Source organism: Niveispirillum fermenti (assembly GCF_048066175.1).
Classification (GTDB): Bacteria; Pseudomonadota; Alphaproteobacteria; order Azospirillales; family Azospirillaceae; genus Niveispirillum; species Niveispirillum fermenti.
Genome location: NZ_JBLTXA010000006.1, coordinates 133,933 through 159,019, shown reverse-complemented (window position 1 = coordinate 159,019; position 25,087 = coordinate 133,933). Strand labels below are relative to the sequence as shown.

General features: G+C 66.4%; 19 protein-coding genes and 1 tRNA gene. 10 read left to right on the top strand and 10 right to left on the bottom strand.

The window, feature by feature from the left end; translation table 11 throughout:
* Positions 1–138: 138 nt before the first annotated feature.
* The gene (rpsA, locus tag ACM9LZ_RS08510) at positions 139–1,833 is read right to left on the bottom strand and encodes a 30S ribosomal protein S1 (RefSeq protein WP_416619060.1); all 1,695 of its coding nucleotides are present in this window, start codon (positions 1,831–1,833) and stop codon (positions 139–141) included.
* A 452-nt stretch (positions 1,834–2,285) separates the two neighbouring features.
* A complete protein-coding gene (gene cmk / locus ACM9LZ_RS08505; RefSeq protein ID WP_416618955.1) occupies positions 2,286–2,951 on the bottom strand; it encodes a (d)CMP kinase in 666 nt (221 codons plus the stop codon).
* Positions 2,952–3,160: 209 nt separating this feature from the next.
* Between cmk and ACM9LZ_RS08500 the strand changes: the two genes are divergently transcribed.
* Positions 3,161–4,099, top strand: coding sequence for an alpha/beta fold hydrolase (locus ACM9LZ_RS08500; RefSeq protein ID WP_416618954.1), 939 nt, complete (start codon positions 3,161–3,163; stop codon positions 4,097–4,099).
* Positions 4,100–4,442: 343 nt separating this feature from the next.
* Here the strand turns inward: ACM9LZ_RS08500 and ACM9LZ_RS08495 are convergent, their stop codons facing one another.
* A complete protein-coding gene (locus ACM9LZ_RS08495) occupies positions 4,443–5,816 on the bottom strand; it encodes a M23 family metallopeptidase (RefSeq protein ID WP_416618953.1) in 1,374 nt (457 codons plus the stop codon).
* A 630-nt stretch (positions 5,817–6,446) separates the two neighbouring features.
* The gene (locus ACM9LZ_RS08490) at positions 6,447–7,685 is read right to left on the bottom strand and encodes a UbiH/UbiF/VisC/COQ6 family ubiquinone biosynthesis hydroxylase (protein ID WP_416618952.1); all 1,239 of its coding nucleotides are present in this window, start codon (positions 7,683–7,685) and stop codon (positions 6,447–6,449) included.
* Positions 7,686–7,981: 296 nt separating this feature from the next.
* Between ACM9LZ_RS08490 and ACM9LZ_RS08485 the strand changes: the two genes are divergently transcribed.
* From ACM9LZ_RS08485 to ACM9LZ_RS08470, 4 genes are all read left to right on the top strand, one after another.
* Positions 7,982–8,320, top strand: a complete 339-nt coding sequence (locus ACM9LZ_RS08485) for a P-II family nitrogen regulator (protein ID WP_416618951.1) — start codon at positions 7,982–7,984, stop codon at positions 8,318–8,320.
* 304 nt (positions 8,321–8,624) lie between these two features.
* Complete coding sequence (locus tag ACM9LZ_RS08480) at positions 8,625–9,875, top strand: aminotransferase class I/II-fold pyridoxal phosphate-dependent enzyme (RefSeq protein WP_416618950.1); 1,251 nt, start codon at positions 8,625–8,627, stop codon at positions 9,873–9,875.
* A 32-nt stretch (positions 9,876–9,907) separates the two neighbouring features.
* On the top strand, positions 9,908–12,559 hold the full coding sequence (locus ACM9LZ_RS08475) for a DNA translocase FtsK (protein WP_416618949.1): 2,652 nt from the start codon (positions 9,908–9,910) through the stop codon (positions 12,557–12,559).
* A gap of 115 nt (positions 12,560–12,674) precedes the next feature.
* The gene (locus ACM9LZ_RS08470) at positions 12,675–14,516 is read left to right on the top strand and encodes an ABCB family ABC transporter ATP-binding protein/permease (RefSeq protein WP_416618948.1); all 1,842 of its coding nucleotides are present in this window, start codon (positions 12,675–12,677) and stop codon (positions 14,514–14,516) included.
* Positions 14,517–14,857: 341 nt separating this feature from the next.
* Here ACM9LZ_RS08470 and htpG read toward each other — a convergent pair whose 3' ends face one another.
* The 3 genes from htpG to ACM9LZ_RS08455 form a co-directional block, all read right to left on the bottom strand.
* Positions 14,858–16,735, bottom strand: a complete 1,878-nt coding sequence (htpG, locus tag ACM9LZ_RS08465; RefSeq protein ID WP_416619059.1) for a molecular chaperone HtpG — start codon at positions 16,733–16,735, stop codon at positions 14,858–14,860.
* Between the two features lie 150 nt (positions 16,736–16,885).
* Positions 16,886–17,653: a GntR family transcriptional regulator gene (locus ACM9LZ_RS08460; protein WP_416618947.1), complete on the bottom strand. Its 768-nt coding sequence runs from the start codon at positions 17,651–17,653 to the stop codon at positions 16,886–16,888.
* Between the two features lie 29 nt (positions 17,654–17,682).
* Entirely contained in the window at positions 17,683–18,240 is a 558-nt protein-coding gene (locus ACM9LZ_RS08455; RefSeq protein WP_416618946.1) for a pseudouridine synthase, read from the bottom strand.
* 108 nt (positions 18,241–18,348) lie between these two features.
* Here ACM9LZ_RS08455 and ACM9LZ_RS08450 point away from each other — a divergent pair, with 108 nt between their 5' ends.
* A complete protein-coding gene (locus ACM9LZ_RS08450) occupies positions 18,349–19,131 on the top strand; it encodes a superoxide dismutase (protein ID WP_416618945.1) in 783 nt (260 codons plus the stop codon).
* Positions 19,132–19,205: 74 nt separating this feature from the next.
* On the top strand, positions 19,206–19,577 hold the full coding sequence (locus ACM9LZ_RS08445; protein WP_416618944.1) for an HNH endonuclease signature motif containing protein: 372 nt from the start codon (positions 19,206–19,208) through the stop codon (positions 19,575–19,577).
* 236 nt (positions 19,578–19,813) lie between these two features.
* Here ACM9LZ_RS08445 and ACM9LZ_RS08440 read toward each other — a convergent pair whose 3' ends face one another.
* The 3 genes from ACM9LZ_RS08440 to thrC are packed head-to-tail and all read right to left on the bottom strand — an operon-like array spanning position 19,814 to position 23,189.
* A complete protein-coding gene (locus ACM9LZ_RS08440; RefSeq protein ID WP_416618943.1) occupies positions 19,814–20,416 on the bottom strand; it encodes a GNAT family N-acetyltransferase in 603 nt (200 codons plus the stop codon).
* A gap of 56 nt (positions 20,417–20,472) precedes the next feature.
* Positions 20,473–21,762 carry a M16 family metallopeptidase gene (locus ACM9LZ_RS08435; RefSeq protein ID WP_416618942.1) on the bottom strand — a complete coding sequence of 430 codons (1,290 nt, stop codon included), beginning with the start codon at positions 21,760–21,762 and terminating at the stop codon, positions 20,473–20,475.
* A gap of 17 nt (positions 21,763–21,779) precedes the next feature.
* Positions 21,780–23,189 carry a threonine synthase gene (thrC, locus tag ACM9LZ_RS08430; protein WP_416618941.1) on the bottom strand — a complete coding sequence of 470 codons (1,410 nt, stop codon included), beginning with the start codon at positions 23,187–23,189 and terminating at the stop codon, positions 21,780–21,782.
* 331 nt (positions 23,190–23,520) lie between these two features.
* Here thrC and ACM9LZ_RS08425 point away from each other — a divergent pair, with 331 nt between their 5' ends.
* The 3 genes from ACM9LZ_RS08425 to ACM9LZ_RS08415 all read left to right on the top strand — a co-directional run bounded on the left by ACM9LZ_RS08425 (position 23,521) and on the right by ACM9LZ_RS08415 (position 24,810).
* The gene (locus ACM9LZ_RS08425; protein WP_416618940.1) at positions 23,521–24,090 is read left to right on the top strand and encodes a hypothetical protein; all 570 of its coding nucleotides are present in this window, start codon (positions 23,521–23,523) and stop codon (positions 24,088–24,090) included.
* Positions 24,091–24,096: 6 nt separating this feature from the next.
* The gene (locus ACM9LZ_RS08420; protein ID WP_416618939.1) at positions 24,097–24,633 is read left to right on the top strand and encodes a hypothetical protein; all 537 of its coding nucleotides are present in this window, start codon (positions 24,097–24,099) and stop codon (positions 24,631–24,633) included.
* 101 nt (positions 24,634–24,734) lie between these two features.
* A tRNA-Ile gene (locus ACM9LZ_RS08415) sits at positions 24,735–24,810 on the top strand.
* The last annotated feature ends 277 nt before the right edge of the window (positions 24,811–25,087 follow it).

Genomic DNA, 25,087 nt, shown 5'->3' with positions numbered 1-25,087 from the left:
ACGGCGCGGCCCAATCCCTGTCTCCCGCACAGGATTGCAGGAAATGCGGCAGCCGAGCCGCACAAGCAAAAGGCCGCCGGGTCACCCCGGCGGCCTTCGCTACTCTCAACCCTGGCAGAGGGCTGATCCGTTGCCGGATCAGTCGTTCTGCTGCCTGCGCTTCAGGGCCGCACCCAGGATGTCGCCCAGGGAAGCGCCGCTGTCGGACGAGCCGTACTCGGCCATGGCGGTCTTCTCTTCCTCGACTTCCTTGGCCTTGATCGACAGGCCGATCTTGCGGGAACCGCGATCGACCTGGGTGACCTTGGCATCGACCTTTTCGCCAACGGCGAAGCGGTCGGGGCGCTGCTCGGAACGCTCGCGCGACAGGTCGGACTTGCGGATGAAGCCGGTGAAGCCTTCACCCACCTCGACCTCGATCCCGCCTTCGGTGATCTGGGTCACGGTGCAGGTGACGACCTCGCCCTTCTTGATGCCGGCAGCGGCGCTCTCGAACGGATCGGAAGCAAGCTGCTTGATGCCGAGCGAGATGCGCTCCTTCTCAACGTCAACGTCCAGGACCTTGACCTTGACCTGATCGCCCTTCTTGTATTCCTGGATCGCCTGCTCGCCCGGGGTGTTCCAGTCCAGATCGGACAGGTGGACCATGCCGTCGATGTCGCCCGGCAGACCAACGAACAGACCGAATTCGGTGATGTTCTTGACCTCGCCTTCCAGCTCGGTGCCGCCCGGGAACTTCTCGACGAAGGCTTCCCAGGGGTTCTGCATGGTCTGCTTCAGACCCAGCGAGATACGGCGCTTCACCGGATCGACGTCCAGGACCATCACTTCCACTTCCTGCGAGGTGGAAACGATCTTGCCCGGATGGACGTTCTTCTTGGTCCAGCTCATCTCGGAGACGTGGACCAGACCCTCGATACCCGGCTCCAGCTCCACGAAGGCGCCGTAGTCGGTGATGTTGGTGACGCGGCCCTTGAACTTGGCCTGCGGCGGGTACTTGGCTTCCACGCCCTCCCACGGATCGGCTTCCAGCTGCTTCATGCCGAGGCTGATGCGCTGGGTCTCCGGGTTGAAGCGGATGACCTGGACCGTGACGGTCTGGCCGATCTGCAGGGCTTCGGACGGGTGGTTGATGCGGCGCCAGGCGATGTCGGTGACGTGCAGCAGGCCGTCAACGCCACCCAGGTCAACGAACGCACCGTAATCGGTGATGTTCTTGACCACGCCCTGCAGAACCTGGCCTTCCTTGAGGGAGGCGACCAGCTCGGAGCGGGCTTCCGCACGGCTTTCTTCCAGCACGGCGCGGCGGGAAACGACGATGTTGCCGCGCGAGCGGTCCATCTTCAGGATCTGGAACGGCTGCGGCGTGCCCATCAGCGGGGCGATGTCGCGCACCGGACGGATATCGACCTGGCTGCCCGGCAGGAAGGCCACGGCGCCGTTCAGATCGACGGTGAAGCCACCCTTGACGCGGCCGAAGATGATGCCGGTGACGCGGGACTGGTCCGTGAAGGACTTTTCCAGCAGGGTCCAGGCTTCCTCGCGCTTGGCCTTTTCACGCGACAGGACGGCTTCGCCGTTCTTGTCTTCCATACGCTCCAGGTAGACTTCGACCGTGTCACCGGCCTTCAGTTCCACCGGCTGGCCCGGGACGGCGAATTCCTTCAGGGCGACGCGGCCCTCGGACTTCAGGCCGACATCGATCAGCACCATGTCGTTGTCGATGCTGAGGATGCGACCCTTGACGACGGTGCCTTCCAGGCTGTCGGAAGAGCCGAACGATTCTTCAAGCAGAGCGGCGAAGCTTTCCTTCGCGGCGGAAACCTGTGCCATTTGAACTCCAATGGGCAGACTGTTTCGGGTTGAACCAAACGATGACGCCGCCCCCGAACCGGCACGCCCGAGCCGGCCGATAAGGCTTTGCCACCGCCGCACCGGACACCATGTCCGGCGGCTTGGATGCGCGCGGGCCCCGGGCCGGTTGCCCGGACAGGTCCCGGTCCCGAAGATACCGGCCTCACCGCCGGCGGAATGCCGGGCGGGGAACCGATGAAGGCCATGGCGGCACCGGCGGCGAGCGCCGGCGAGGACGTTTTTCAAGCAAAAACGCGGGCATCGACACGCTCGGGCCCTGGGCCCGGGGGTCGCCGCTCGCGTCACGATCCTTCATGTCCTTCGGGACAGGCGGCCTATATAGCCGCGATGCGCGCTCCCCGCAACCGAATGAGTCGCGGGGAGCGCGCGCGGGCGGCCGCTCCGGACGCATGGGTGTCAGGCGGGGGGTGTCAGGCGGGAAGTCGCGCCCTGATGACCTGCATCGCCTCCTCGAACGATTGCCGGACATCCTTGTCGGAATTGTCCAGCACCACGGCGTCGCGGGCCGGGACCAGGGGGGCGATGGCCCGGTTGGAGTCGCGGGCGTCGCGGGCCTGCATGTCGGCCAGCACGTCGGGGAAGGACGGGGTCTCCCCGCGGCCGCGCAATTCATCGAAGCGGCGGCGGGCCCTGACCTCCACGCTCGCCGTCACGAACAGTTTCACGGGCGCGTCGGGACAGATGACGGTGCCGATGTCGCGCCCGTCCAGCACGGCGCCTGCGGCCCCGCCCGGCGGGCAGGCCGCGAAGGCGCGCTGGAATTCCAGCAAGGCCAGCCGGACACCCGTCACGGCCGACACGCGGGAGGCGCCGGCCGCCGTATCGTCCTGGCGCAGGGCGGGGTCGGCGGTCAGCCGGGCAATATCGTCGGCTGTCAGGGCGCGGGCGGCGGCGGCGGCGGCGGCGGGGTCGTCCAGATCGGCCCCAGACCGGATCATGGACAGGGCCACGGCGCGGTAGAGCGCGCCCGTGTCCAGCAGGGCGAAACCCAGGGCATCGGCGACGCGGCGGGCCAATGTGCCCTTGCCGGACGCTGCCGGGCCGTCGATGGCGACAATGGGGAGAGGACGTGTCATGGTCATATGTCCATTGCTGGCGGGATCGGCATCCGGGGTGGGGGCAGGGATGCGCCAGGCTTGTCCGCCCGTCAAGCCCGAGGGGTGACTTGAAATTCGATTCGGATTTCATTTGACTTGCCGGGGCAGGGGCCTTTGCCCATGCTGAAGCAGCCGGCACGGCCATAAACATGCCGGCAACGGCCATAAACATAAGGGAGGGGATGGAGATGCGCCTGTTGGGGAAAATCCTGCTGGTGCTCCTGGTTCTGGCGGCGGTTGGCATCGGCGGCTTCGCCTGGTGGGCCTACACGCCGGATCTGCCGCGCGCAGATGTGGAGGCGCGGTTCGCGCGCAGTATCGATGATTATGTCGAGGTCATGGGGGTTCGCTTCCATGTCCGGCGTGAGGGGGCATCGGACGCGCCCGTGCTGGTCCTGATCCATGGCAACGCCTCCATGCTGCAAAGCTGGGACGGTTGGGCCACCGACCTTGTGCAGGATCACCATGTCATCCGCTATGATCTGGCCGGGCACGGCCTGACGGGGCCGGACCCGTCGGGTGTCTATTCGCCGGAGCGTGATGCCGAACAGTTGAAGGCCTTGCTGGATGCGCTGGGCGTGACCCGGGCCACCCTGATCGGCAATTCGCTGGGCGGGCAGATTGCCTGGCACTTCGCCGCCGCACACCCCGAACAGGTGGAAAAGCTGGTGCTGATCGCGCCCGGCGGCTTCCCGCGGCCAGGCTTCGGTTATGACCGGAAGCCGGAACTGCCCAGCCAGATGAAGATGCTGCCCTATACGCTGAAGCGTGAGACGGTGGAAGCCGTGATCGGGCCGCTTTACGGGGACCGGGGGCGGCTGACGGCCGTGATGCTGGACAATTATCACCAGTCCTGGCTGGCGCCCGGCGTGCGCAAGGCCCAGGTACAGCGCCTGTCCAACTATATCCTGCATGAGCCGGAGGAACAGTTGCGGTCCATCCAGGCGCCCACCCTGCTGGTCTGGGGGGAAAAGGACTGGCTGGTGCCGTTCGCCAGTGATCCGCCGAAATTCCTGGCGGCCTTGCCGCAGGCGCGGCTGGTCAGTTTCCCCGGTCTGGGCCATATGCCGCAGGAAGAGGACCCGGTCACGACCCTGGTGCCCGTGCGCGCCTTCCTGGCGGAATGACAGGCGGCGATGGGGCAGGGCCGATGGTGGGGCGCATCGCACTGGCTCCACCGTCGGCCCCGCGCATCTAGCACCCGCCCTCGGCGCTTCAGGCCAAGGGTATGGCCAAGGGCGCGGGATGATGGGCCTGCGGCAACCTGACGGCATCGGCAAAAACCCATCCATGCCGGCGTCGATGCGAACCCCAAAGATGCGAACCCCAAAGCAAAGAGCCCCGGTGAAATCCACCGGGGCTCTTTGCTTTGGGGTCCTGGATGGGACGTGGCGCGACCGGAACGCGCCGTTGACTTGGGTGCCCGCCTGTCGAATATCGACTGAAGGCAGGCCGTATGGCCGGCTTGGATCAGCAGCCGAGCTTGGGGTCGCAGCTTGCCTTGGACGGCTTGGTGATAACGGCCGGGGCTGAGACCATGGCAACACCATCGGTATCGCCGCCGGCCTCGAACCGCTCGCGCAGGTTGGCGACCACGCCCTTGAAACGGTCAAGCTCCCGGCCCGTCAGGTTGCGGCCCGTGGGCATGGCCACGGACAGCGGGTTGACCTGCTGGCCGTTGCGGACGATTTCGTAATGCAGGTGCGGTCCGGTGGAACGGCCCGTCGTGCCGACATAGCCGATCACGTCGCCCTGGCCGACGCGCGCGCCGCGGCGCATGCCGCTACCGAAGCGCGACATGTGGGCATAGGCCGTCGAAATCTCGTTATTGTGCCGGATGCGGATATAGTTGCCATAGGCCCCCTTGGGCCCCACCTCTTCCACCACGCCGGCACCGGCGGCGAAGATGGGGGTGCCGGTCGGGGCGGCGAAGTCCACACCCTTATGCATGCGGCTATAGCCCAGCACGGGGTGACGGCGCATGCCGAAGCCGGAGGACAAGCGGGCGCCGTCCACGGGCGTGCGCAGCAGCGCCTTGCGCACCGAAGAGCCCTGGGCATTGAAATATTCGGCGATGCCCTGGTCGTCCTCGTACCGGTAGATGGCCTGTTCCTTGCCGGACAGGGTCAGCGAGGCATAAAGGATGTTGCCGGTGCCCGACGTGGGCTCCCCATCTTCCGTGACGACCCGTTCATACATGATCTCGAACCGGTCGCCGGGCTGGATGTCGCGCTGGAAGTCGACATCATAGGAATAGTTGCGGATCATCTGGGCCAGGACGGCCATGGGCACGCCGGCCCGGTTGCCCGATTCGAACAACGAGGAGCGGATTTCCCCCTGTGCCGCCACGGCGCGGCGGGTCAGCTTCTTCGCCGTTTCCGCCGCCTGATAGCGCACACCGTCATAGCTGACGGAAACCGACCGTTCCACGACGGGCTGGAATTCAAAGCCGACGAAGCGGCTTTCGCCGTCGGTGCGATCGAATCTCACTTCCACGGCCTGGCCGGACCGGATGCGGCGCGGATCATAGACGGCGCGCAGGGCGTTGATGGCTTCGTGTGCATGCGGCTGGGGCACGTCGGCATCCAGCAGGACCTGCATCAGCGTATCGCCACGGCCCAGATTGACCAGACGGCGTTCCACCGGATCGGCAGCCTTTTCCATGTCGCCCCAGGCATCGGGGGTGATGGCGGCGCCCTGCATAGCGTCCAGAGAGGCGAGGGCGGAACCTTCCGCGGCGGGCGGTGTTGTAGAGGACAGACTGGTACTGTCACGAAGCGTCGCGACGGTGACGCCGCCGATGGCGGCCAATCCGATGGCAAAAATCGCAAAACGCCTCAGCACCGACGCCCCTCCATCCTCGCGTTCCCTCAGGACCAGCCTATCTGGCAGGACCAGCCTGTCTGGATGCCCGGCCCGAAGGCCCGGCGGATGTTGCCTGGAAGTGACCAGCCCGCCACAGTCAATCGCAAGATTCGTCGAGACGAATGCGTTTCGTGCAGCGGACCCGTGCTTCCAGCATCGAAGTCGAGGGGATAATCCTTATAACGGCACGTGAATGCGAGCGAAAAGAAGCCTCAAAAGCAAAAAAAATCGCTGGAAAATCCGAACGCTTGCTGTTCCATACCCTGAATCGGGGCTTCATGTTTCCCGGCATTTTCCAGTACAGGTCGAATCGTGGGGATTACCGCTTTGGAATCCGCCATTTCCGGAGCACCCGGCTGACGGGTTGCTCCCCTGGTGGGGAAAGCGGAAGAAGGCCGCCCCATCCTGTCCGGATGGCCAGCGTCCGTTCCCTGTCATTATGCAGATGTCGCCTCCCCGATTCGGACTAGCCGGGATCGGCGGCCATTTCTGCCGGATGCCCACCGGGCAACCACCCGATGCCCGCGCTTGCATCACCCCCGCGCAGCAGACACCCCGAGGCCGCAATGGCCGAGGGGACAGGGGCCGGAGAAGAAGACCGGCGGCGGATCAGAGGGCCTCGCCCCGCACCAGCCGGGGCAGTTCGCCGACGACGCCCATGGCGTGGCGCATGAAGAACTTCTTCATGGGCTTCAGGGGGGGCAGGCCGTTTACGGCCGCCATGCCCAGGCGCCGTGCATGCACGACGGGGGCCACATCATTGCTGAACAACCGCACCAGCAGGTCGGTGGTGGCCAGCAGGCTGACCGTGTCGGCCCGCCGCCAGCGCTGATAGCGTTCCAGCACATTGGCCGCACCGGGGTCCAGCCCGACCCGGATGGCATCCACCACCACCTCGGCCAGGGCGGCCAGATCGCGGATGCCGACATTCAGCCCCTGGCCGGCAATGGGATGCATGCCATGGGCGCTTTCGCTGACCAGGGCCAGACGGGTGTCGATATAGCGTTCGGCATGCGACAGGCCCAGCGGATAGGACCAGCGGCCGGCCACCGGCTCCACCCGTCCCAGCCAGTCGCCGACACGAAGCTGCAGCTCCTGCCGGAAACGGTCTTCCGGCAGGTTCATATAGAAATCGACCAGGCTGGACCGCTCGGTCCAGACGATGCTGGTATGATGTCCGCCGGCCAGCGGCAGCATGGCGAACGGCCCGGCCGGCAGGAACTGTTCCACCGCCACGCCGCCATGCGCCCCGTCATGCCGGATGGTGCAGACGATGGCATGCTGCTTGTACGACCAGGCGATCTGCCGGATACCGGCATGCTCGCGGCAGAAGCTCTTCTTGCCATCGGCGCCCACCACCAGACGGCCGGTGATGGTGCGCCCGTCTTCCAGGCCGACCACCACACCGGCGGCATCACGCACCAGGGATGTCACGACGGACGGGGCCAGGTGCGTCACGGCGGGCAGTTCCGCCAGACGGCGATGGAGCGCATGGCGCAGCACCCGGTTCTCGATGATCCAGCCGAAAGGCCGGTCCCCGATTTCCTGATGGTCATAATGCAGGAATAGGGGAGAGGACTGGTCGGTGACACGGATGTCCAGCATGGGCCCGACATTGCTGTCCAGATGGTCCCAGATGCCCGCGCCCATCAGCACTGTGGCCGATCCGTAGGCAATGGCCGTGGTCCGGCCGTCGAAATCCGGCAGCAGGGTTCCGTCCAGCGGTTCCCGGTCGATGACCAGGGTCGCCACCCCGGCCGTTCCCAGCGCACAGGCCAGTGTCAGCCCCGACAGGCCGCCGCCGATGATGATGACATCGGCCTGATGGTCGCTGTTCTGCACGGACATGATGCGTTTTCCCCGGATAATGCGGATCAAATGGGCGGTTTGCAGCTTGGGACATGCGCCCCTGTCTGTCCAGACGGCGCGGCGTCGCAGCAACAGCCCAAAAAATAGGCATACATTGCCCATGTGCGCGCCGTAATCGTGGGGGTACCCCCCCTTTTTCGCGTCCAAGTCCCTGGAAAAGGTCCGCGGCACGGTTCTTGTAAGATAAAGTGGCGAAGCGCCGTGCCCGCTTTGGTCCGGCGTCGGGATCCTTAAGGTCGTATCTGTTCGTTCCATGCAAAGGAAGGGAGTGCGCAATGAAGCTCGTCGTGGCCATCATTAAGCCGTTCAAGCTGGACGAGGTGCGCGAGGCCCTGACGGGACTTGGCATCCAGGGCCTGACCGTCTCGGAGGTGAAGGGTTTCGGTCGCCAGAAGGGCCAGACCGAGATCTACCGCGGTGCCGAATATTCCGTCAGTTTCCTGCCCAAGGTGAAGGTGGAGGTGGCCGTCACCGATGAACTGGTGGACAGTGTCGTGGACGCTGTGCAGAAGGCCGCCAATACCGGCCGTATCGGCGATGGCAAGATTTTCGTGCTGGATGTTGTGCAGACCGTGCGCATCCGCACCGGTGAACAGAACGGCGACGCCCTGTAACAGGGCGCAACCCTTTCGACACGCTTCTGGAAAACCCGTCCGCGGCCATGGCCGCGGACGGGTTTTCTTGATTCGTTCACATGAAATCCGCGATTCCGATCAACCACTTACGGAAGTTTTCAACGCTTTTCTCAGATTTTATCCACAAGCCGTTGTTAACAAATTGATTCTGCCGGGCACAGGCCTTCGGACGGCCGGCTTGTGCGCTGCGGGGGCGGCGGCTACACTTCCGGCCATGGCGCCGGACGGGACCGACCGGGCGGCGCGGATTGCCACGCCAGCCCCCATGTCCCCAAGGCCCCCCATGCTTGACGCCGCCCTTCCCGCGATCCAGGCGCCCTGCCGCAACGACCGTCTGGCGGATCTGTGCGAATATCCGTTTCCGCGGCTGCATGCGCTGCTGGCCGGCGTGCGGCCGCTGTCCAATGTGGAACCCACGATCCTGACCATCGGGGAGCCGCAGAACGAGCCGCCATCCCTGCTGACCCGCACGCTGGCGGCCGCGGCCCCGGCGGCCTGGGCCAAATACCCGCCGACGGCGGGCACGCCCGGCTTTCGCACCGCCGTCGCCGGCTGGCTGGCCCGGCGTTTCGACCTGCCGCCCGGCTTCATCGATGCAGACCGCATGATCCTGCCCGTCTGCGGCACGCGGGAGGCGCTTTATCAACTGGCGCAACTGGTCGTGCCGGCGCACAAGGCCGGCGGGCGGCCCGTGGTGCTGATCCCCAACCCCTTCTACGCCGTCTATCAGGGGGCCGCCGTCATGGCGGGGGCGGAACCGGTGCTGCTGGATGGCACGCCGCAGACCGGGTTCCTGCCCGATCTGGACAGCGTGCCGCCCGATGTCTGGGCGCGCACGGCGCTGTTCTATCTCTGCACCCCGGCCAACCCGCAGGGTGCCGTGGCCAGCCTGGATTATCTGAAACGCGCCCTGCTGCTGGCCCGCCGCCACGGTTTCACCCTGGCGGTCGATGAATGCTATGGCGAACTGTGGCACGATGCGCCGCCGGCCGGCGGCATGGATGCGGCCCTGGCGCTGGGCGGGGAACAGCCCCTGTCCAACCTGCTGGTCTTCCATTCGCTGTCCAAGCGGTCCAGTGCTGCGGGCCTGCGCTCCGGTTTCATGGCCGGTGACCCCGGCCTGATCGCCGCCTTCACGCGGCTGCGGGCCTATTCGCTGGCCGGCATGCCGCTGCCGGTCCTGGATGCCGCCGCCGCCCTGTGGGCCGATGATGCGCATGTCGCCGTCAACCGCGACCTCTACCGCGCCAATGTGGATGCGGCGGAAGCCGTTCTGGACGGACGGCTGGGCTATTACCGGCCCGATGCCGGGTTCTTCCTGTGGCTGGATGTCGGCGATGTCTGCGGCACGGGGGAGGAGGCGGCCTGCCGGCTGTGGCGCGAGGGTGCCATCCGCGTGCTGCCCGGCGCCTATCTGACGCAGCCGCATGCCGACGGCTACAATCCCGGCGACCGGTATATCCGCGTCGCCCTGGTCCACGATACGCAGGATGTGGCCCGGTCGATCGAGCGGCTGGCCCGCATCCTGTCCTGATATTGCCCTTTTGTCCGGCGAGAAAAGAGCCCATGTCCAGCCGCACCAGCCCCCACACCCCGTCTTCCGGCCGCGCCGCGCCGCGCGGGAACGTGTCCGGTGCGCCGCGCCGGTCGCGGCTGTTGCCCGACGGGGCGCTGGCCTTTCTGCTGCGCCGCCTGACGGAGGGCGCGGGGCTGCTGGTGGCCGGCGCCGGCCTGCTGCTGTTGCTGGCCTTCCTGACCTATGACAGCCGGGACCCTTCCTGGAGCACGGCCGTGCCGGGGGAGGAGATACCCACCCATAATGCCATGGGCCATTCCGGCGCCTATGTTGCCGACCTGCTGTTGCAGAGCCTGGGCTATGCCGCCTATCTGCTGCCGCTTTTCCTGCTGGGCTGGGGCGGGCGGCTGTTCCGGCACAATCCCGCCCGCAATTTCGCCCTGCGCGTGCCGCTGGCGCTGGGCGCCGTGCTGCTGATGGCGATGGCCCTGGTCTGTCTGTCGGCCGGCAATCTGGCCTGGGGCGGGCTTGCCGGTGCCCTGCTGGTCGGGCCGCTGCTGCGGCTGGCCGAGGCGCTGACGGGCAGCGTATCGGGCCCGCTGGTCGGCCTGGCCCTGCTGCTGCCGGCCCTGCTGCTGGGGCTGTGGGCGCTGGATGTGAAATTGTGGCAGGTGTCGGCGTTCGCGGCCTGGGCCCGTGGCCGGTTGCGGGCGGCGCGTGGTTCATCGGGGCCGGCTGCCGCTGCCGCACCGCATGCCGACCCCGCCGGTGGTCACCGGGGTGGCCGCTGGTCGGCGCCCGCGGGGGAAACCGCCCCCGCCGTGCCGGCGGCAGTGCCGGTGGCCGGTGCCTCCATCGCCGCCCGTGCCGCGGCCATCCGGGCGAAGGCCGGAAGCCTGCTGTCGCGGTTCCGCCGCACCCCGGCCGTGGGGGAAGGGCCCGCCGGCCGTGTTGCACCCAGCCTGGGGGACGACCCCGCCATGCCATCTGCCGCGCCGGCGGGTGACGGCCCGGCCGCCGCCCCGCCCCCGCAAACTTCCCCCACGGAGGAAAGGCGCCGGCCGGCCCCCGTCGTCGGCCCGGCGCCCAAGCCGATCCCCGAAGTGGCGCGCAAGGTGGAAAAGTCTCGCCAGGCCGCCCTGTTGCTGGAACCGGAGGCGCGCGGCGACTATGAATTGCCCCCCGTCGACATCCTGCAGCTCCCCCCTCACGGCGCCGGTCCGGCCATGGACGCGGCGGCCCTGCAGGCCAATGCGGAGATGCTGGAGCGCGTGCTGGAGGATTTCGGTGTGCGCGGCCAGATCGTGAAGGTCAGCCCCGGCCCCGTCGTCACCCTTTACGAGCTTGAACCGGCACCGGGGCTGAAATCCTCCCGCGTCATCGGCCTGGCCGACGATATCGCCCGGTCGATGAGCGCGATGTCGGTGCGCGTGGCCGTGGTGCCCGGCCGCAATGTCATCGGCATCGAGATGCCGAACCAGAAGCGCGAGACCGTGTTCATGCGCGAACTGCTGATGGCCGACGCCTATGAGAAGAGCCAGCAGAAGCTGGCCCTGGTGCTGGGCAAGGATATCGGCGGCGGTCCCGTCATCGCCGATCTGGCCCGCATGCCGCACCTGCTGGTGGCCGGCACCACGGGTTCGGGCAAGTCGGTGGCCATCAACACCATGATCCTGTCGCTGCTGTACCGGCTGCCGCCGGACAAGTGCCGCTTCATCATGGTCGATCCGAAGATGCTGGAACTGTCCGTCTATGAAGGCATTCCGCATCTTCTGGCCCCCGTCGTGACCGACCCGAAAAAGGCCGTCGTGGCCCTGAAATGGGCCGTGCGGGAGATGGAGGACCGGTATCGCAACATGTCCAAGCTGGGCGTGCGCAATATCGACGGCTACAACGCCCGCCTGCGCGAGGCGCGACAGAATTCGGAGGTGCTGACGCGGCGCGTCCAGACCGGCTTCGATCCCGATACGGGCAAGCCGATCTACGAGGAGCAGCCCATCGAATTGACGGAACTGCCCTATATCGTCGTCATCGTCGACGAGATGGCCGACCTGATGCTGGTCGCCGGCAAGGATATCGAGGCGGCCATCCAGCGGCTGGCCCAGATGGCGCGTGCCGCCGGCATCCATCTGATCATGGCCACCCAGCGGCCCTCGGTCGATGTGATCACGGGCACGATCAAGGCCAACTTCCCCACCCGCATCAGCTTCCAGGTCACCAGCAAGATCGACAGCCGCACCATCCTGGGCGAACAGGGGGCGGAAAACCTGCTGGGCCAGGGCGACATGCTCCACATGGCCGGTGGCGGCCGCATCACCCGCGTCCATGGCCCCTTCGTGCGGGATGAGGAGGTGGAGCAGATCGTGAAGTTCCTGAAGGCGCAGGGCGAGCCGGCCTATGTCGATGCCGTGACGGAGGAGGATGAGGAGTTCGACCCCGCCGCCGCGGGCGATGAAGGCGGCAGTGGCGGCGGGCGCGGTGATTCCTCCGGCGACGACCTGTATGACCAGGCCGTGGCCGTGGTGACGCGGGAAGGCAAGGCGTCCACCAGCTTCATCCAGCGCCATCTGCGCATCGGCTACAATTCCGCCGCCCGCCTGATCGAGCGGATGGAGAAGGAAGGGGTGGTCAGCAAGGCCAACCATGCGGGCAAGCGCGAGGTGCTGGCCCGCGACCCCGACGACCGCGAGCGGGTGAACTGACGGTCCCGCGCAGGTCCGTGCCCGGATGGCAGCCATGTGACGGGCCGCCCTGTCCTTGGCGGGTGGGGCGGCCATATCCTGTCGGCCCCGCCACCGAAGATTGCCCCCGATCCGCATGCGCCGCCACGACCGTCCCTCCGGCACCCAAGACCCGGCCCAGCCCGCCCGCCAGCGCCTGTCCGACGGGCAGGTGATCCGGCAGTTGCTGCCCTATCTCTGGCCCGCCGGACAGGCGGGCATCAAGATCCGCGTCGTCACGGCGCTGTTGTTCCTGGCCGCGGCCAAGGCCGCCAATGTCAGCATCCCCATCTGGTACAAGGGGGCGGTCGACGCGCTGACGGCCACGGGGGACCTGGCCACCAATCCCTATATCGTGCTGCCCGTCGGCTTCATCCTGGCCTATGGCCTGGCGCGTGTCCTGTCGCTGGCCTTCGGGGAACTGCGTGATGCGGTGTTTGAACGGGTCAGCCAGCGGGCCATGCGCCACGCCGCGCTGAACGTGTTCCGGCACCTGCATGCGCTGTCGCTGCGCTTCCACCTGGAACGCCAGACCGGCGGGTTGTCGCGCATCGTGGAGCGCGGGACAAAGGCCATCGACAGCCTGCTGGGCACGGCGCTGTTCAACGTGCTGCCCACCCTGCTGGAAATCCTGCTGGTCACGGGCATCCTGTGGAAATTGTTCGATTTCCGCTTCGCCGCCGTGACCTTCGTCACGGTGGCCGGCTATATCTGGTACACGATCGCCGTCACCAACTGGCGCACCCGCATCCGCCGCGACATGCTGGATGCCGACAGCCGCGCCAGCGCCAAGGCCATCGACACGCTGCTGAACTATGAAACGGTGAAATATTTCGGCAATGAGCGGTTCGAGGCCGAGCGGTACGACACGGCGCTGCGCGTCTATGAGAATGCGGCCGTGCGCACCCAGTCCTCGCTGTCGCTGCTGAATGTCGGCCAGGGGGTGATCATCGCGGTGGGCGTGGTGACCGTGATGTGGATGGCGGCCGAGGGCATTGTGAGCGGCCAACTGACCATCGGTGATTTCGTTCTGGTGAACACCTATCTCCTGCAGCTCTACCAGCCGCTGAACGTGTTCGGCTTCGTCTATCGCGGCGTCAAGGAGGCGCTGAACGAGATGGAGCGGATGTTCGAGCTTCTGTCCGTCAACCAGGAGGTGCAGGACGCGCCGGATGCCAGGCCCCTGGTCTGTGCGGGCGGCGAGGTCCGGTTCGACGGCGTGCGCTTTGCCTATGATCCCCGCCGGCCGATCCTGCAGGGGCTGGATTTCACGGTGCCGGCGGGCCATACCGTGGCCGTGGTGGGACCGACGGGGGCCGGAAAATCCACGCTGTCGCGCCTGCTCTACCGGTTCTATGACACGACGCAGGGGCGCATCCTGATCGACGGGCAGGATGTGCGGGCCGTGACGCAGGAAAGCCTGCGCGCGGCCATCGGCATCGTCCCCCAGGACACCGTGCTGTTCAATGACACGATCCGCTACAACATCGCCTATGGCTGGCCCGGCGCCGATCAGGCCGAACTGGACCGGGTGGCGGAGGCGGCGCAGATCGCCACCTTCATCCGCGGCCTGCCCGACGGCTGGGATACGATGGTGGGCGAGCGCGGCCTGAAACTGTCGGGCGGGGAAAAGCAGCGCGTGGCCATCGCCCGCACCTTGCTGAAGAACCCGCCCATCCTGATCCTGGACGAGGCGACATCCGCGCTGGACACCCATACGGAACGGGAAATCCAGGCGGCCCTGCGCGATGCAGCGCGGGGGCGCACCACCCTGGTCATCGCCCACCGCCTGTCCACGGTCGTGGATGCCGACGAGATCATCGTGATGGATGCCGGCCGTATCGTGGAACGCGGCAGCCACGCAGTCCTTCTGGCCCGGGGCGGCGCCTATGCCGCCCTTTGGGCCCGCCAGCAGGAAGCCACGCTGGCAGGCCCCTGACGGGAAGGATGGGGAAGGAACGGCCGGCGGTTTCCACGGGCAGGGTGACCGCCGGCGGTCGCTAAGCAGGTTACTCCAGATCGGGCCATACATGGCCCAGCCTGGAGGAACCTGCCGACTCCATGGTTTGCAGATTTTCCGAGCCCGCCCATCTGTGGGCGGCGTTCGGAAAATCTGCTTATACTATTTTGCGGTGACCAGAACCTATTGGTTCTGGTCACCGCCCTCAATTGCCGGCGCCAACATTCGTTGGCGCGGGCGACGCCGCACGAGCGGTGCTGTGGCAGTCGCCGCCGGACCAAGTTGCGATGAGTTCAACTCACCGCAACTTGGTATGAGCGTCAGAGCCCCCGTTCCACGAAGGCGGCCATGCGGCGGCTGAAGGCAAGCGGGTCGGGCAGGGGCTCGCCCTCCAGGATCCGGGCCTGGTCCAGCAGCAGCCAGGCTGCATCCTCCAGCGCTTCCGCTGCCCCTTCCTGCCCGGCCTTTTCCGCCAGCCGGCGGATCAGCGGGTGGCCGGGATTGACCTCCAGCACGCGCCTGGTGGCGTCATCGGCGCCCAACTGCCCATGCTGTTTCAGCAGGCGCTGAAGGTGAATATCCATGTCGCCATCATCGGCGACAAGGCAGACGGCGCTGTCGGTCAACCGTTCCGACCGGCGGACATCCTTCACCTCCTCGCCCAGGGTCAGCTTCAGCAGGGCGGTCAGGGAGGACAGGTCGCCATCGGATGCCTTGTCCTTCTTCTCTTCTTCCGGCTTATCCTCGCCCTTGATCTTGGACAGGTCGGCCCCGCCGCGCGTCACGGACTTGAAGGGCTTGCCGTCCGTCTCGCGCACCGACCCCACCCAGAACTCGTCCACCGGGTCGGTCAGCAGCAGCACCTCCACGCCCCTGGCGCGGAAGCCCTCCACCTGCGGGCTTTTCTCCACGGCCGATTTCTCATCGCCCGTGATGTAATAGATGGCGTCCTGGCCTTCCTTCATGCGGGAAATGTAGGTGGCGAGGCTGACCAGCTCGCCCTTGCTCTCCGTGGTGCGGAAGCGCAGAAGCTTCAGCAGATCGTCGCGATGGGCGTAATCCTCGTAAAGCCCCTCTTTCAGCACGGCGCCGAAAGCGTCCCAGAAACGGGCGTAATCGGCCGCCTGCTCGGGATCGGCGGCCTTCTTGTTCAGGTCGCCCAGCACGCGCTTCACGATCCCGGCCTTCAGCTTGGCCAGCACCGGGTTGTTCTGCAGCATCTCCCGGCTGACATTCAGCGGCAGGTCTTCGCTGTCGACCACACCCTTCAGGAAGCGCAGATAGGGCGGGACCAGCCCTTCCGCCTCATCCGTGATGAAGATACGGCGCACATAAAGCTTCACATGATGGGCACGGCGCGGATCGAACAGGTCGAACGGCCGCTGCTGCGGCACGAACAGCAGGCCCGTATATTCGATGACGCCCTCGGCCCGCCAGTGCAGGGTCAGCCAGGGCTCGTCGAAGCCGTGGCCGACATGGTGGTAGAATTCCTTGTACTGCTCCGCCGTGATCTCCGACCGCGGCCGCGTCCACAGCGCGTTGGCCGCATTCACGCTGTCGGTGGCATCGGCGCCCAGCAGGATGGGCACGGCGATATGGTCGGAATAGGTCTTGATGACCTGGCGCAGCCGGTGTTCCTCCAGGAACTCCTTTTCCGCCTCGCGCATGTGCATGACGATGCGGGTGCCGCGGGCCGGCGCCTCCTGCGCCTCCGCCACCGTGAAGCTGCCCTGGCCGTCGCTGACCCAGCGCCAGCCCTGGGCCTCCCCGGCCTTGCGGCTGAACACCTCGACCTTTTCCGCGACCATGAAGGCGGAATAGAAGCCGACGCCGAACTGGCCGATCAGGCTGACATCCTTCTTGGCATCGCCCGACAGGTTCTTCACGAAGGCCGAGGTCCCCGACCGCGCGATGGTCCCCAGATTCTCCACCAGATCGTCGCGGCTCATGCCGATGCCGTTGTCGCTCAAGGTCAGCGTCCCGGCTTCCTTGTCGGCGACCAGGCGGATCTTGAAATCCGGATCATCGCCCAGCAGCGAACCGTCGGTCAGCGCGGCATAGCGCAGCCGGTCGCAGGCATCCGATGCGTTGGAGATCAGTTCCCGCAGGAAGACTTCCTTCTCCGAGTAGAGGCTGTGCGCCACGATATCCAGCAGGCGGCTGACCTCGGCCTGGAAACTGAGCCGTTCCTCGCTCATCTCTCTCACCATTTTGCTTGTCGTCATCTAGTCTGGCCTGAAGCCGATCCTGGATATGGGGCAAGGCGGCAGGTTGCGCAAGCGGTCCGGCCCACCGGCCGGCGATGGTCGCCGGGGGGCGGGGGACGGAACCGGCAATGCAGCGTGTCATCATGCCTTCGGGCGGGAAATGCCTGTCAGGATGATCTGGTCGCCGGGCATCCAGAATTCCGCCACCGTGGACACCTGGCCGCCCAGCCGGGTCCGGCGGGTCAGATGCAGGCAGGGGCTTTGCGGTGGCAGGGCCAGCAGGCCGGCAATGTCGGGCGGGGGCAGGGCGGCGCGCAGGCTGTGATCCATCTGCTCATAAGGGGCCACGGGTTCCGGCGTGCCGGGGGCCGGCCGGTCCGGGGCCAGATGCGGCAATGTCCAGCGGTCCTCCACCTGCAGGGGAAGCCGGTCGGCCAAGTGCCGCCAGCGGCCGTGGAACAGGCTGATGCCCGCCCGCATGCCAAATGCCAGGGCGATGGCGGACGAAGCCGGCTTCGTCGCGCTGGTGATGGTCTCCACCCGGTGCCGGGCTCCGCGGCCCAGCGCCGTTTCGACCATGTCGGGGATTTCCAGCATGGTCGCCGTTTGCCGGGCCGGAGCGACGAAGCTGCCAAGGCCCGGCACACGGATCACCCAGCCCTCGGCCGTCAGTTCCCGCAGTGCGCGATTGGCCGTCATCCTGGATACCTGGAACCGCGCCACCAGTTCATGTTCGGACGGCACACGGTCGCCGGGGGACAGAGCGCCGCTGCCGATCAGGGATGCCACATGCTCCTTCACTTTTTGATAAAGGGGTGTTGCCGAATTGGAAACAACGGGGTTCTGCTTCACATTCACTGACCGGTGCTGATGTTCATGGGGATCGAAGGGAAATCTCCAGATCAGCATACAGGGATAAAGCGGCGTGTGAAAGCCTGTCAGCGCCCTTTGGGAAACACGGTTTCACGCCATTGCCCGGGGGCCAGACCATCCAGGGTCCAGTCCCCCACGGCATGGCGGACAAGGCGCAGCGTGGGGAACCCGACGGCTGCCGTCATGCGGCGCACCTGGCGGTTGCGGCCTTCGCGCAGCACGATCTCCAGCCAGCTTGTCGGTATGGATTTCCGGAAGCGGACCGGCGGCGTGCGGGGCCACAGCCACGAAGGCTCGGCGATGGGCCGCACGGTGGCCGGTAGGGTCGGGCCGTCCTTCAGCGTGATGCCGTGGCGCAGCGCGTCCAGGACTTGCGCCGTCGGTTCGCCTTCCACCTGCACGCAATAGGTCTTGGGCCATTTGTGCCGCGGCTGGCTGATGCGGGCGATCAGGCCGCCATCATCGGTCAGAACCACCAGCCCCTCGCTGTCGCGGTCCAGCCGCCCGGCCGGATAGACGCCGGGCACGTCCACGCATTCGGCCAGGGTACGGGCGCCCGTACCTTCGTCCGTGAACTGGCACAGCACATCGAAAGGTTTGTTCAGAAGGATGACACGGGACATGGGAATGACAATATGAACCGATGGCAGTGGCTGGCTGTTGACGTTTTATAGGCGATGGCATTCCCCCGGCGCCATCGGCAAGAAGCTGGATTGAAAGGAAATGCACAAATGACCATGCATGCAAATGTCCGCAAGGGCGCCACGCAGGCCCAGGCCCACGCACTGGACCGCCGGCTTTTCCTGGCGGCCGGCGCTGCCGGGGCCGCCATTGCCGCTGCGGGCGGGTTCCATCTGCGCCCGGCGGCCGCCCAGGCGACGACGCAGGCGCCCTATACCTTGCCATCCCTGCCCTATGCCACCGCGGCGCTGGAACCGCATATCGATGCGCAGACCATGGAATTGCACCATGGCAAGCATCATCAGGCCTATGTCACCAACCTGAACAATGCCCTGGCCGACCATGGGCAGTTGCAGCGCCTGACCCTGGCCGAACTGTTGGCCGAATTGCCCCGCCTGCCCGAAGCCATTCGCAATGCCGTGCGCAATAATGGCGGCGGCCATGCCAACCACGCCATGTTCTGGTCGATCATGGCGCCCAATGCCGGTGGTGCGCCCGAGGGCGATATCGCCACAGCCATTGATGACAGTTTTGGCGGCTTCGACGCCTTCAAGAAGGCCTTCAACGATGCCGGCGCCAAACAGTTCGGGTCCGGCTGGGTGTTCGTGACGGTGGGGGCCGACGGCAAGCTGGCCATCAAGGCGCAGCCCAACCAGGACACGCCCCTGATGCAAGGCCAGGGCGTGGTAATGGGCAATGACGTCTGGGAACATGCCTATTATCTGAAATACCAGAACCGCCGCGCCGACTATCTGACGGCCTGGTGGAACCTGGTGAACTGGCACGCCGTCAATGACCGTCTGGCCCGTGTGCGCAATGGTGAGCGCATCTGATGCCGTGCGATGCCGGATGACGGCCAATGGCCATCATCCGGCATCGCCGGGGTGACCCATTGCCAGGGATATCGATGGACCGGCTGAAGCCCCTGCCGCCTGATGCCTGCCTGCCGGCCCGCCCTGCGGCCGGCAGGATGCTGGGTGCCTGCGGCCTGTGTGGCCGGCCGATGGTCGCGGGGCCCAGCGTGGAGGAACATCATCTCGTTCCGCGCAGCCAGGGCGGCCGGGAGACGGTGCCCCTGCACCGTGTCTGTCACCGGAAGATCCATGCCGAACTGTCGGAAAAGGAACTGGCCCGCGGCTACACCACGCTGGAAGCGCTGCGGGCCCATCCCGACATCGCCTCCTTCATCGCCTGGGTCGCCCGCAAGCCGCCGGAATTCACGGCCGTCACCTTCCGGGCGAAGGACCATGCGAAGGCGGGGCGCAAGTACCGCGACTGATGCTGGCGGTCAAAATGATTGACCCAAGGTCAATCTATTCATGCTGACGGTATGAACGGTATGATGCGGGCGCCTGCTTTGTCTGATGCCTGATCCCGGTGATCGGTTGCGATCACCGGGACTTGGTATACCGCTCCCCTCAGAAAATTCCGGTAGCGACCTCATGTTTTCCTTTATTTTCAGAGGTTTAAACAAGAGATTTCGGGGATTCTCTGGGTATTTGGGTATATGACGCCCTATTGCCCGCGCCCGGCCGCCCAGTCATCCCGCAGGATGGCATACAGCACATGGTCGGCCCATTTGTCATTGATGCGCAGATAGGCGCGGGCATAGCCCTCGCGCGTGAAGCCCACCTTTTCCAGCACGCCGCTGCTGGGCTGGTTGGTGGGCAGGCAGGCGGCCTCCACCCGGTGCAGACCCAACTGGCCGAAGGCGAAGGACAGCAGCAGGCGCACCGCTTCCGACGTGAAACCACGCCGGGCGAAGGGACGCCCCACCCAATAGCCCATGCTGGCCATCTGGGCGACGCCGCGCCGGACATTGGTCAGGCCGATGCCGCCCACCACCTGCTCGCTGCCCTGCTCAAAGGTCAGGAAACTATAGGCCTCGTCTTCCCGCCATTCCCCGGCCTGACGGCGCAGACGGCGGGCGAACGCCTCTCTGGTCAGGGCGTCGGGGGGCCAGGTCGGCTCCCACGGGACCAGGAATTCGCGGCTGGCTTCGCGCAGGTCGGCCCATTGCTTCCAGTCGCGCGGCTGGCCGGGGCGGATGAAGACGGATGCGCCGTCGACGCGCAGGGGCGGGGGGCTCAACAGCCCGTCGGGGATCAAGCGGATCATTCTGTGCTGCCCCTCCCCCTCTTGTCCCGTTGTTCCAGCCCCGGCCCCGATGGATATCAGGCTGCCAGCCGGCCCGTCACCTGCTCCAGGCTTTCCAGCCCTTCCAGCGGCCCCAGGGCCGCCAGGGTCGGCTTGCTGGCGAAGATGCGGTCGGCGCAGGCCGCCACGGCGTCCAGGTCGACGGCTTCCAGCCGGGCCACCGTTTCGGCCGGCGGGATGGCCCGGCCATAGACCAGAAGCTGGGAGCCAAGCTGTTCGGCCCGGTTCGTCGTGCTTTCCAGGCCCATCAACTGGCTGGCCTTCAACTGTGCCCGGGCGCGGGCCAGTTCCTCGGCCGTCAGGGTGCGGGCCAGCCTGCGCACCTCGTCGCAGATGACGGGCACCAGTTCGGCCGTGCGGTCGGGGCCGGTGCCGGCATAGATGCCGAAGACGCCGCTGTCGCTCATCGACCAGTTGAAGCTGTGGACGGAATAGACCAGCCCGCGCTTCTCCCGCACTTCCTGAAACAGCCGGGACGACATGCCCCCGCCCAGCAGGGTGGACAGCAGCATGACGGTGTGCAGGTCGGCGCTGTTGTTCGACACGCCGTCGAAGCCCAGCAGGACATGCACCTGCTCCAGGTCCCGCTCCTCCCGGAACTCCCCGCCCTGATAAAGGCCGGTCTCCGCCACGGGGCTGCTGCCATCGGGCAGGTCGGTGAACAGGCGGGCCACCTGTTCCACCAGATCCTCGTGCCGGAGATTGCCGGCCGCGGCCACGACGATATTGGCGGGGACGTAGCGGCCGGCCACGTAATCGACCATGGCGGCACGGGGCAGGCTTTCCACCACGTCGGCCGTGCCCAGCACGGGGCGTCCCAGCCGCTGCCGTGGAAAGGCCGTGGCCAGGAAATGGTCATAGACGATGTCGTCGGGCGTGTCTTCCGCCTGGCCGATCTCCTGCAAGATGACCTGGCGCTCCTTTTCCAGTTCGCCCTCGTCGAACAGGGGATGCTGCACCATGTCCGACAGGATCGACAGCGCCAGGCCCAGATCCTCCTTCAGGACCTTGGCGTAGTAGCAGGTCTGCTCGCGGCTGGTATAGGCGTTCAGATGGCCGCCGACATTCTCGATCTCCGCCGAAATGGCGAAGGCGTCGCGCGTCGGCGTGCCCTTGAACAGCATATGTTCCACCAGATGCGCCACGCCGTTGGCGGCCAGCGGCTCATGCCGGCTGCCGACGCCGATCCAGACGCCGACCGTCACGGTCTCGACATGGGGCATGGCGTCGGTGGCGACGCGCAGCCCGTTGGGAAGGGTGGTGACACGGGTGCCGGGGGCGGCGGGGAAGGCGCTGGTGCTCGACAAAGTCTTCTCTGTTCCGTTCAGGCGTTGATACGCGCCACGCGGGAGCGGGCACGCACATACTCCTTCAATATCTGGATATCGTTGGCAAGGATATCCATGCGTTCGGGTCGATCATAAAGATCGGCCAGATGCCGGGGCAGGGGGGGGCGCAGGCCCGTCGCCTTTTCCACCGCGTCGGGGAACTTGGCCGGGTGTGCCGTGCCCATGACGATGACGGGCACCGACGGGTCCAGGCCGGCGGCATGCGCCGCGGCCACGCCCACCGCGCTGTGCGGGTCGACCAGATAGCCCGACCGCGCATAGGCATCCTGCATGACCGCCAGCGTGCCGGCCGTATCGCAGCGATGGCCGGCGAACAGGTCGCGCACCCGTGCCAACTGGCCCTGGCTGACCTCGAACCGTCCCGTTTCCCGGAAACCGGCCATGCAGGTGGCCACCGCCGCACCGTCACGGTCCATCAGGTCGAACAGCAGCCGCTCGAAATTCGAAGAGACCTGGATGTCCATGGAGGGCGACAGGGTCGGCACCACGCCGTCGGCCTTCATCTCGCCGGACGCGAAGAACCGGGCCAGGATATCGTTCTCGTTCGTGCCGACGATCAGCTTCGCCACGGGCACACCCATCTGGCGCGCCGCATAGGCGGCATAGACATTGCCGAAATTGCCGGTCGGCACGGCGAAGGCCACCTCCCGGTCGGGGGCGCCCAAGGCCACGGCCGCCGCCACATAATAGACGATCTGGGCCATGATGCGGGCCCAGTTGATGGAATTCACGGCCGACAGGTTCAGCGCATCGCGATAGGCCGCGTCGTTGAACATGGCCTTCACGGCGTCCTGGCAATCGTCGAACGTGCCTTCCAGGGCGACATTGTGGACGTTGGATGACAGCACGCTGGTCATCTGCCGGCGCTGCACCTCCGACGTGCGGCCCCTGGGATGCAGGATGACGATATCCACGCGGTCGCGGTCGCGGCAGGCCTCGATCGCGGCGGAGCCCGTGTCGCCGCTGGTGGCCCCCACGATGGTGACACGGCTGTCCCTGGCGGCCAGCACATGGTCGAACAGCCGGCCCAGCAGTTGCAGCGCCACATCCTTGAAGGCCAGCGTGGGGCCGTGGAACAGCTCCATCATCCAGGTGCGGGCATCAAGCTGGACCAGCGGCACCACGGCCTGATGGGCGAAGCTGCCATAGGCATCGGTGACCAGCCGGGCGAAATCATCGCGGCCGATGGTGCCACCCAGGAACGGCAGCATGACCTCAACCGCCAGCTCGGCATAGGAAAGGCCACGGAACCGCCGCAGGTCATCGGGGGTCAGCCGGGGCCAGGCGGCGGGGACGTAAAGGCCGCCATCCCGGGCAAGGCCGGCCAGCAGAACATCGTCGAACGCCAGGGCGGGCGCCTGGCCGCGCGTGCTGATATAGGACACCTGATACCTCGACCCGGAAAGCGGCTGCAAAACAAGGCGCGTACCCTAGCCAGCACCAGCCGCCCCCGCAAGGGGACCGGCAGGCCGCTGGCGTGCCCTGGGCTCATGCCTGCCCCGATGGCGGGGTGTACCACCAAAAGCGGTAGGGCGACCCCGGAAAATCACCGGCCCGCCTGGGCTTAGGTGGTACTTCAAGCCGGGTTTCCTTATCGGCCGCAAAGGTTTATCTTAAATGCTATCAAATGTTCGGTCACAGGTTTTGGTCCCAAGGGTTGCAATTCCGGTGGCTGCCCGGATTGCCGGGGGATCAGGTAAGCGGGGTGGCGGCGCGATGGATTGGACACAGGCCTTCATGATGGGGATGGTGATGGGCCTTGGCGCCTATCTCTTCACCTATCTCATGGGGCGCTATGTCGAAAGCTCGCTCCAGTCCGGCCTCGACCTGAAACGGATCGAGGAGATATTGCCCCGCCGTTCCCTGCTGGAGGCAAAGTTCGACCTGCGCCGCAGCGACCGCAAGGCACGGGTGACGCAGTTGCAGGCCGAACTGACGGACCTGCGCCGCCGCCGCTTTCTGCAGGAAAAGGCCCTGGTGGATGCCAGGCGGGAAGCCAACTCGCCCGTGCGCATCATCGGCCCGGAAGGCCAGACACTGGCCAAGTTCCGCGCCTGGATGGTCAACCGCCAGGTGCAGCAGGCCCTGACCGACCGCAAGCGCCACCCGATGCTCGACATGGAATGGGCCAACCCGCAGGTGGTGGAGATCTGGGCCGACAACCTGGGCGATGCCAAGCGCGAGGCCCAGCGGCTGTTCCCCATGCCGCTGGGCTACAGCCTGCTGAACATCACGCTGGAAAGCACCTCGGCCCCGCCGGCCGCTGCCGAAGCGGCGGCGGGCTGACGGACGATGACCGGGCCGATCCTGCTGGTGGTGCTGATCGTCGCCACGGCCTTTGCGCTTGCCCTGGAACAGGCCATGCGCCGCGTGCGCAACACCCGCCGCCGTGTCAGCACCCTGGTGACCAAGAAGCAGCAGCAGGTTGAACGCCTGCGCACGGCCGGCCGGGAAAGCCTGACCCTGGGCCGGGAGGTGCGCAACCAGCAGCGCACCGCCGACCTGCTGCTGGAAGAAATCGGGCAGGTGGATGGCGAACTGGAACGGCTGGCCCATCCCGCCAACCGCACCTTCGTGCTGGATGAACGGCGCGGGGCGGCCGACAGCGGCTGGCATGTCACCGTGGAGGCCCCCATCGTCGGTGCCAGCACCCGCAACGGCCCGACCTGGCAGGGTCATCGCCGCTTCCGGGTGTGGGCGCCCGACGAGCATGCGGCGCGCGCCAAGGTCGAGAAGCGGTACGGTGCCGAACAGGGCTATGCCATCATCTCCATCTTCCCCGCTCCGCCCCCCGTCGCCAACCGCAATGGCGACCCGGCCATGGTCTGACATTGCGGGAGCCCCCGCCGCCCGTAAGGGAAAAGCCAGCCCATAAATCCCGTATTGCCAGGAAGCAGCCCTTTGGGGCATTGTGCGGCTCCGCCTTCTGCGGGCCTGTAGCTCAATGGTTAGAGCCGGCCGCTCATAACGGTCTGGTTGGGGGTTCAAGTCCCTCCGGGCCCACCAATTTATCAAGGGTTTAGCGTCGCCACGTTGGCGACGCTAACAGCCTTGTCAAGTGAGCTGTAAGTGCAAAGGGCGTTGGCGGACAGCTAATACTATTTTGCGGTGATCAGAACCAATTGGTTCTGATCACCGCCATCGATCGCCGGCGCCAACATTGGTTGGCTTGGCGACGCCGCACGAGCGGTATAAGGACCCGAAAATCTCACGCAACGCGGTCCAGGCCGTGCGCAGGAAGCGGGCGGGGCCAGCTCCTCTGACTTTCTCCCGCCTATAAGGA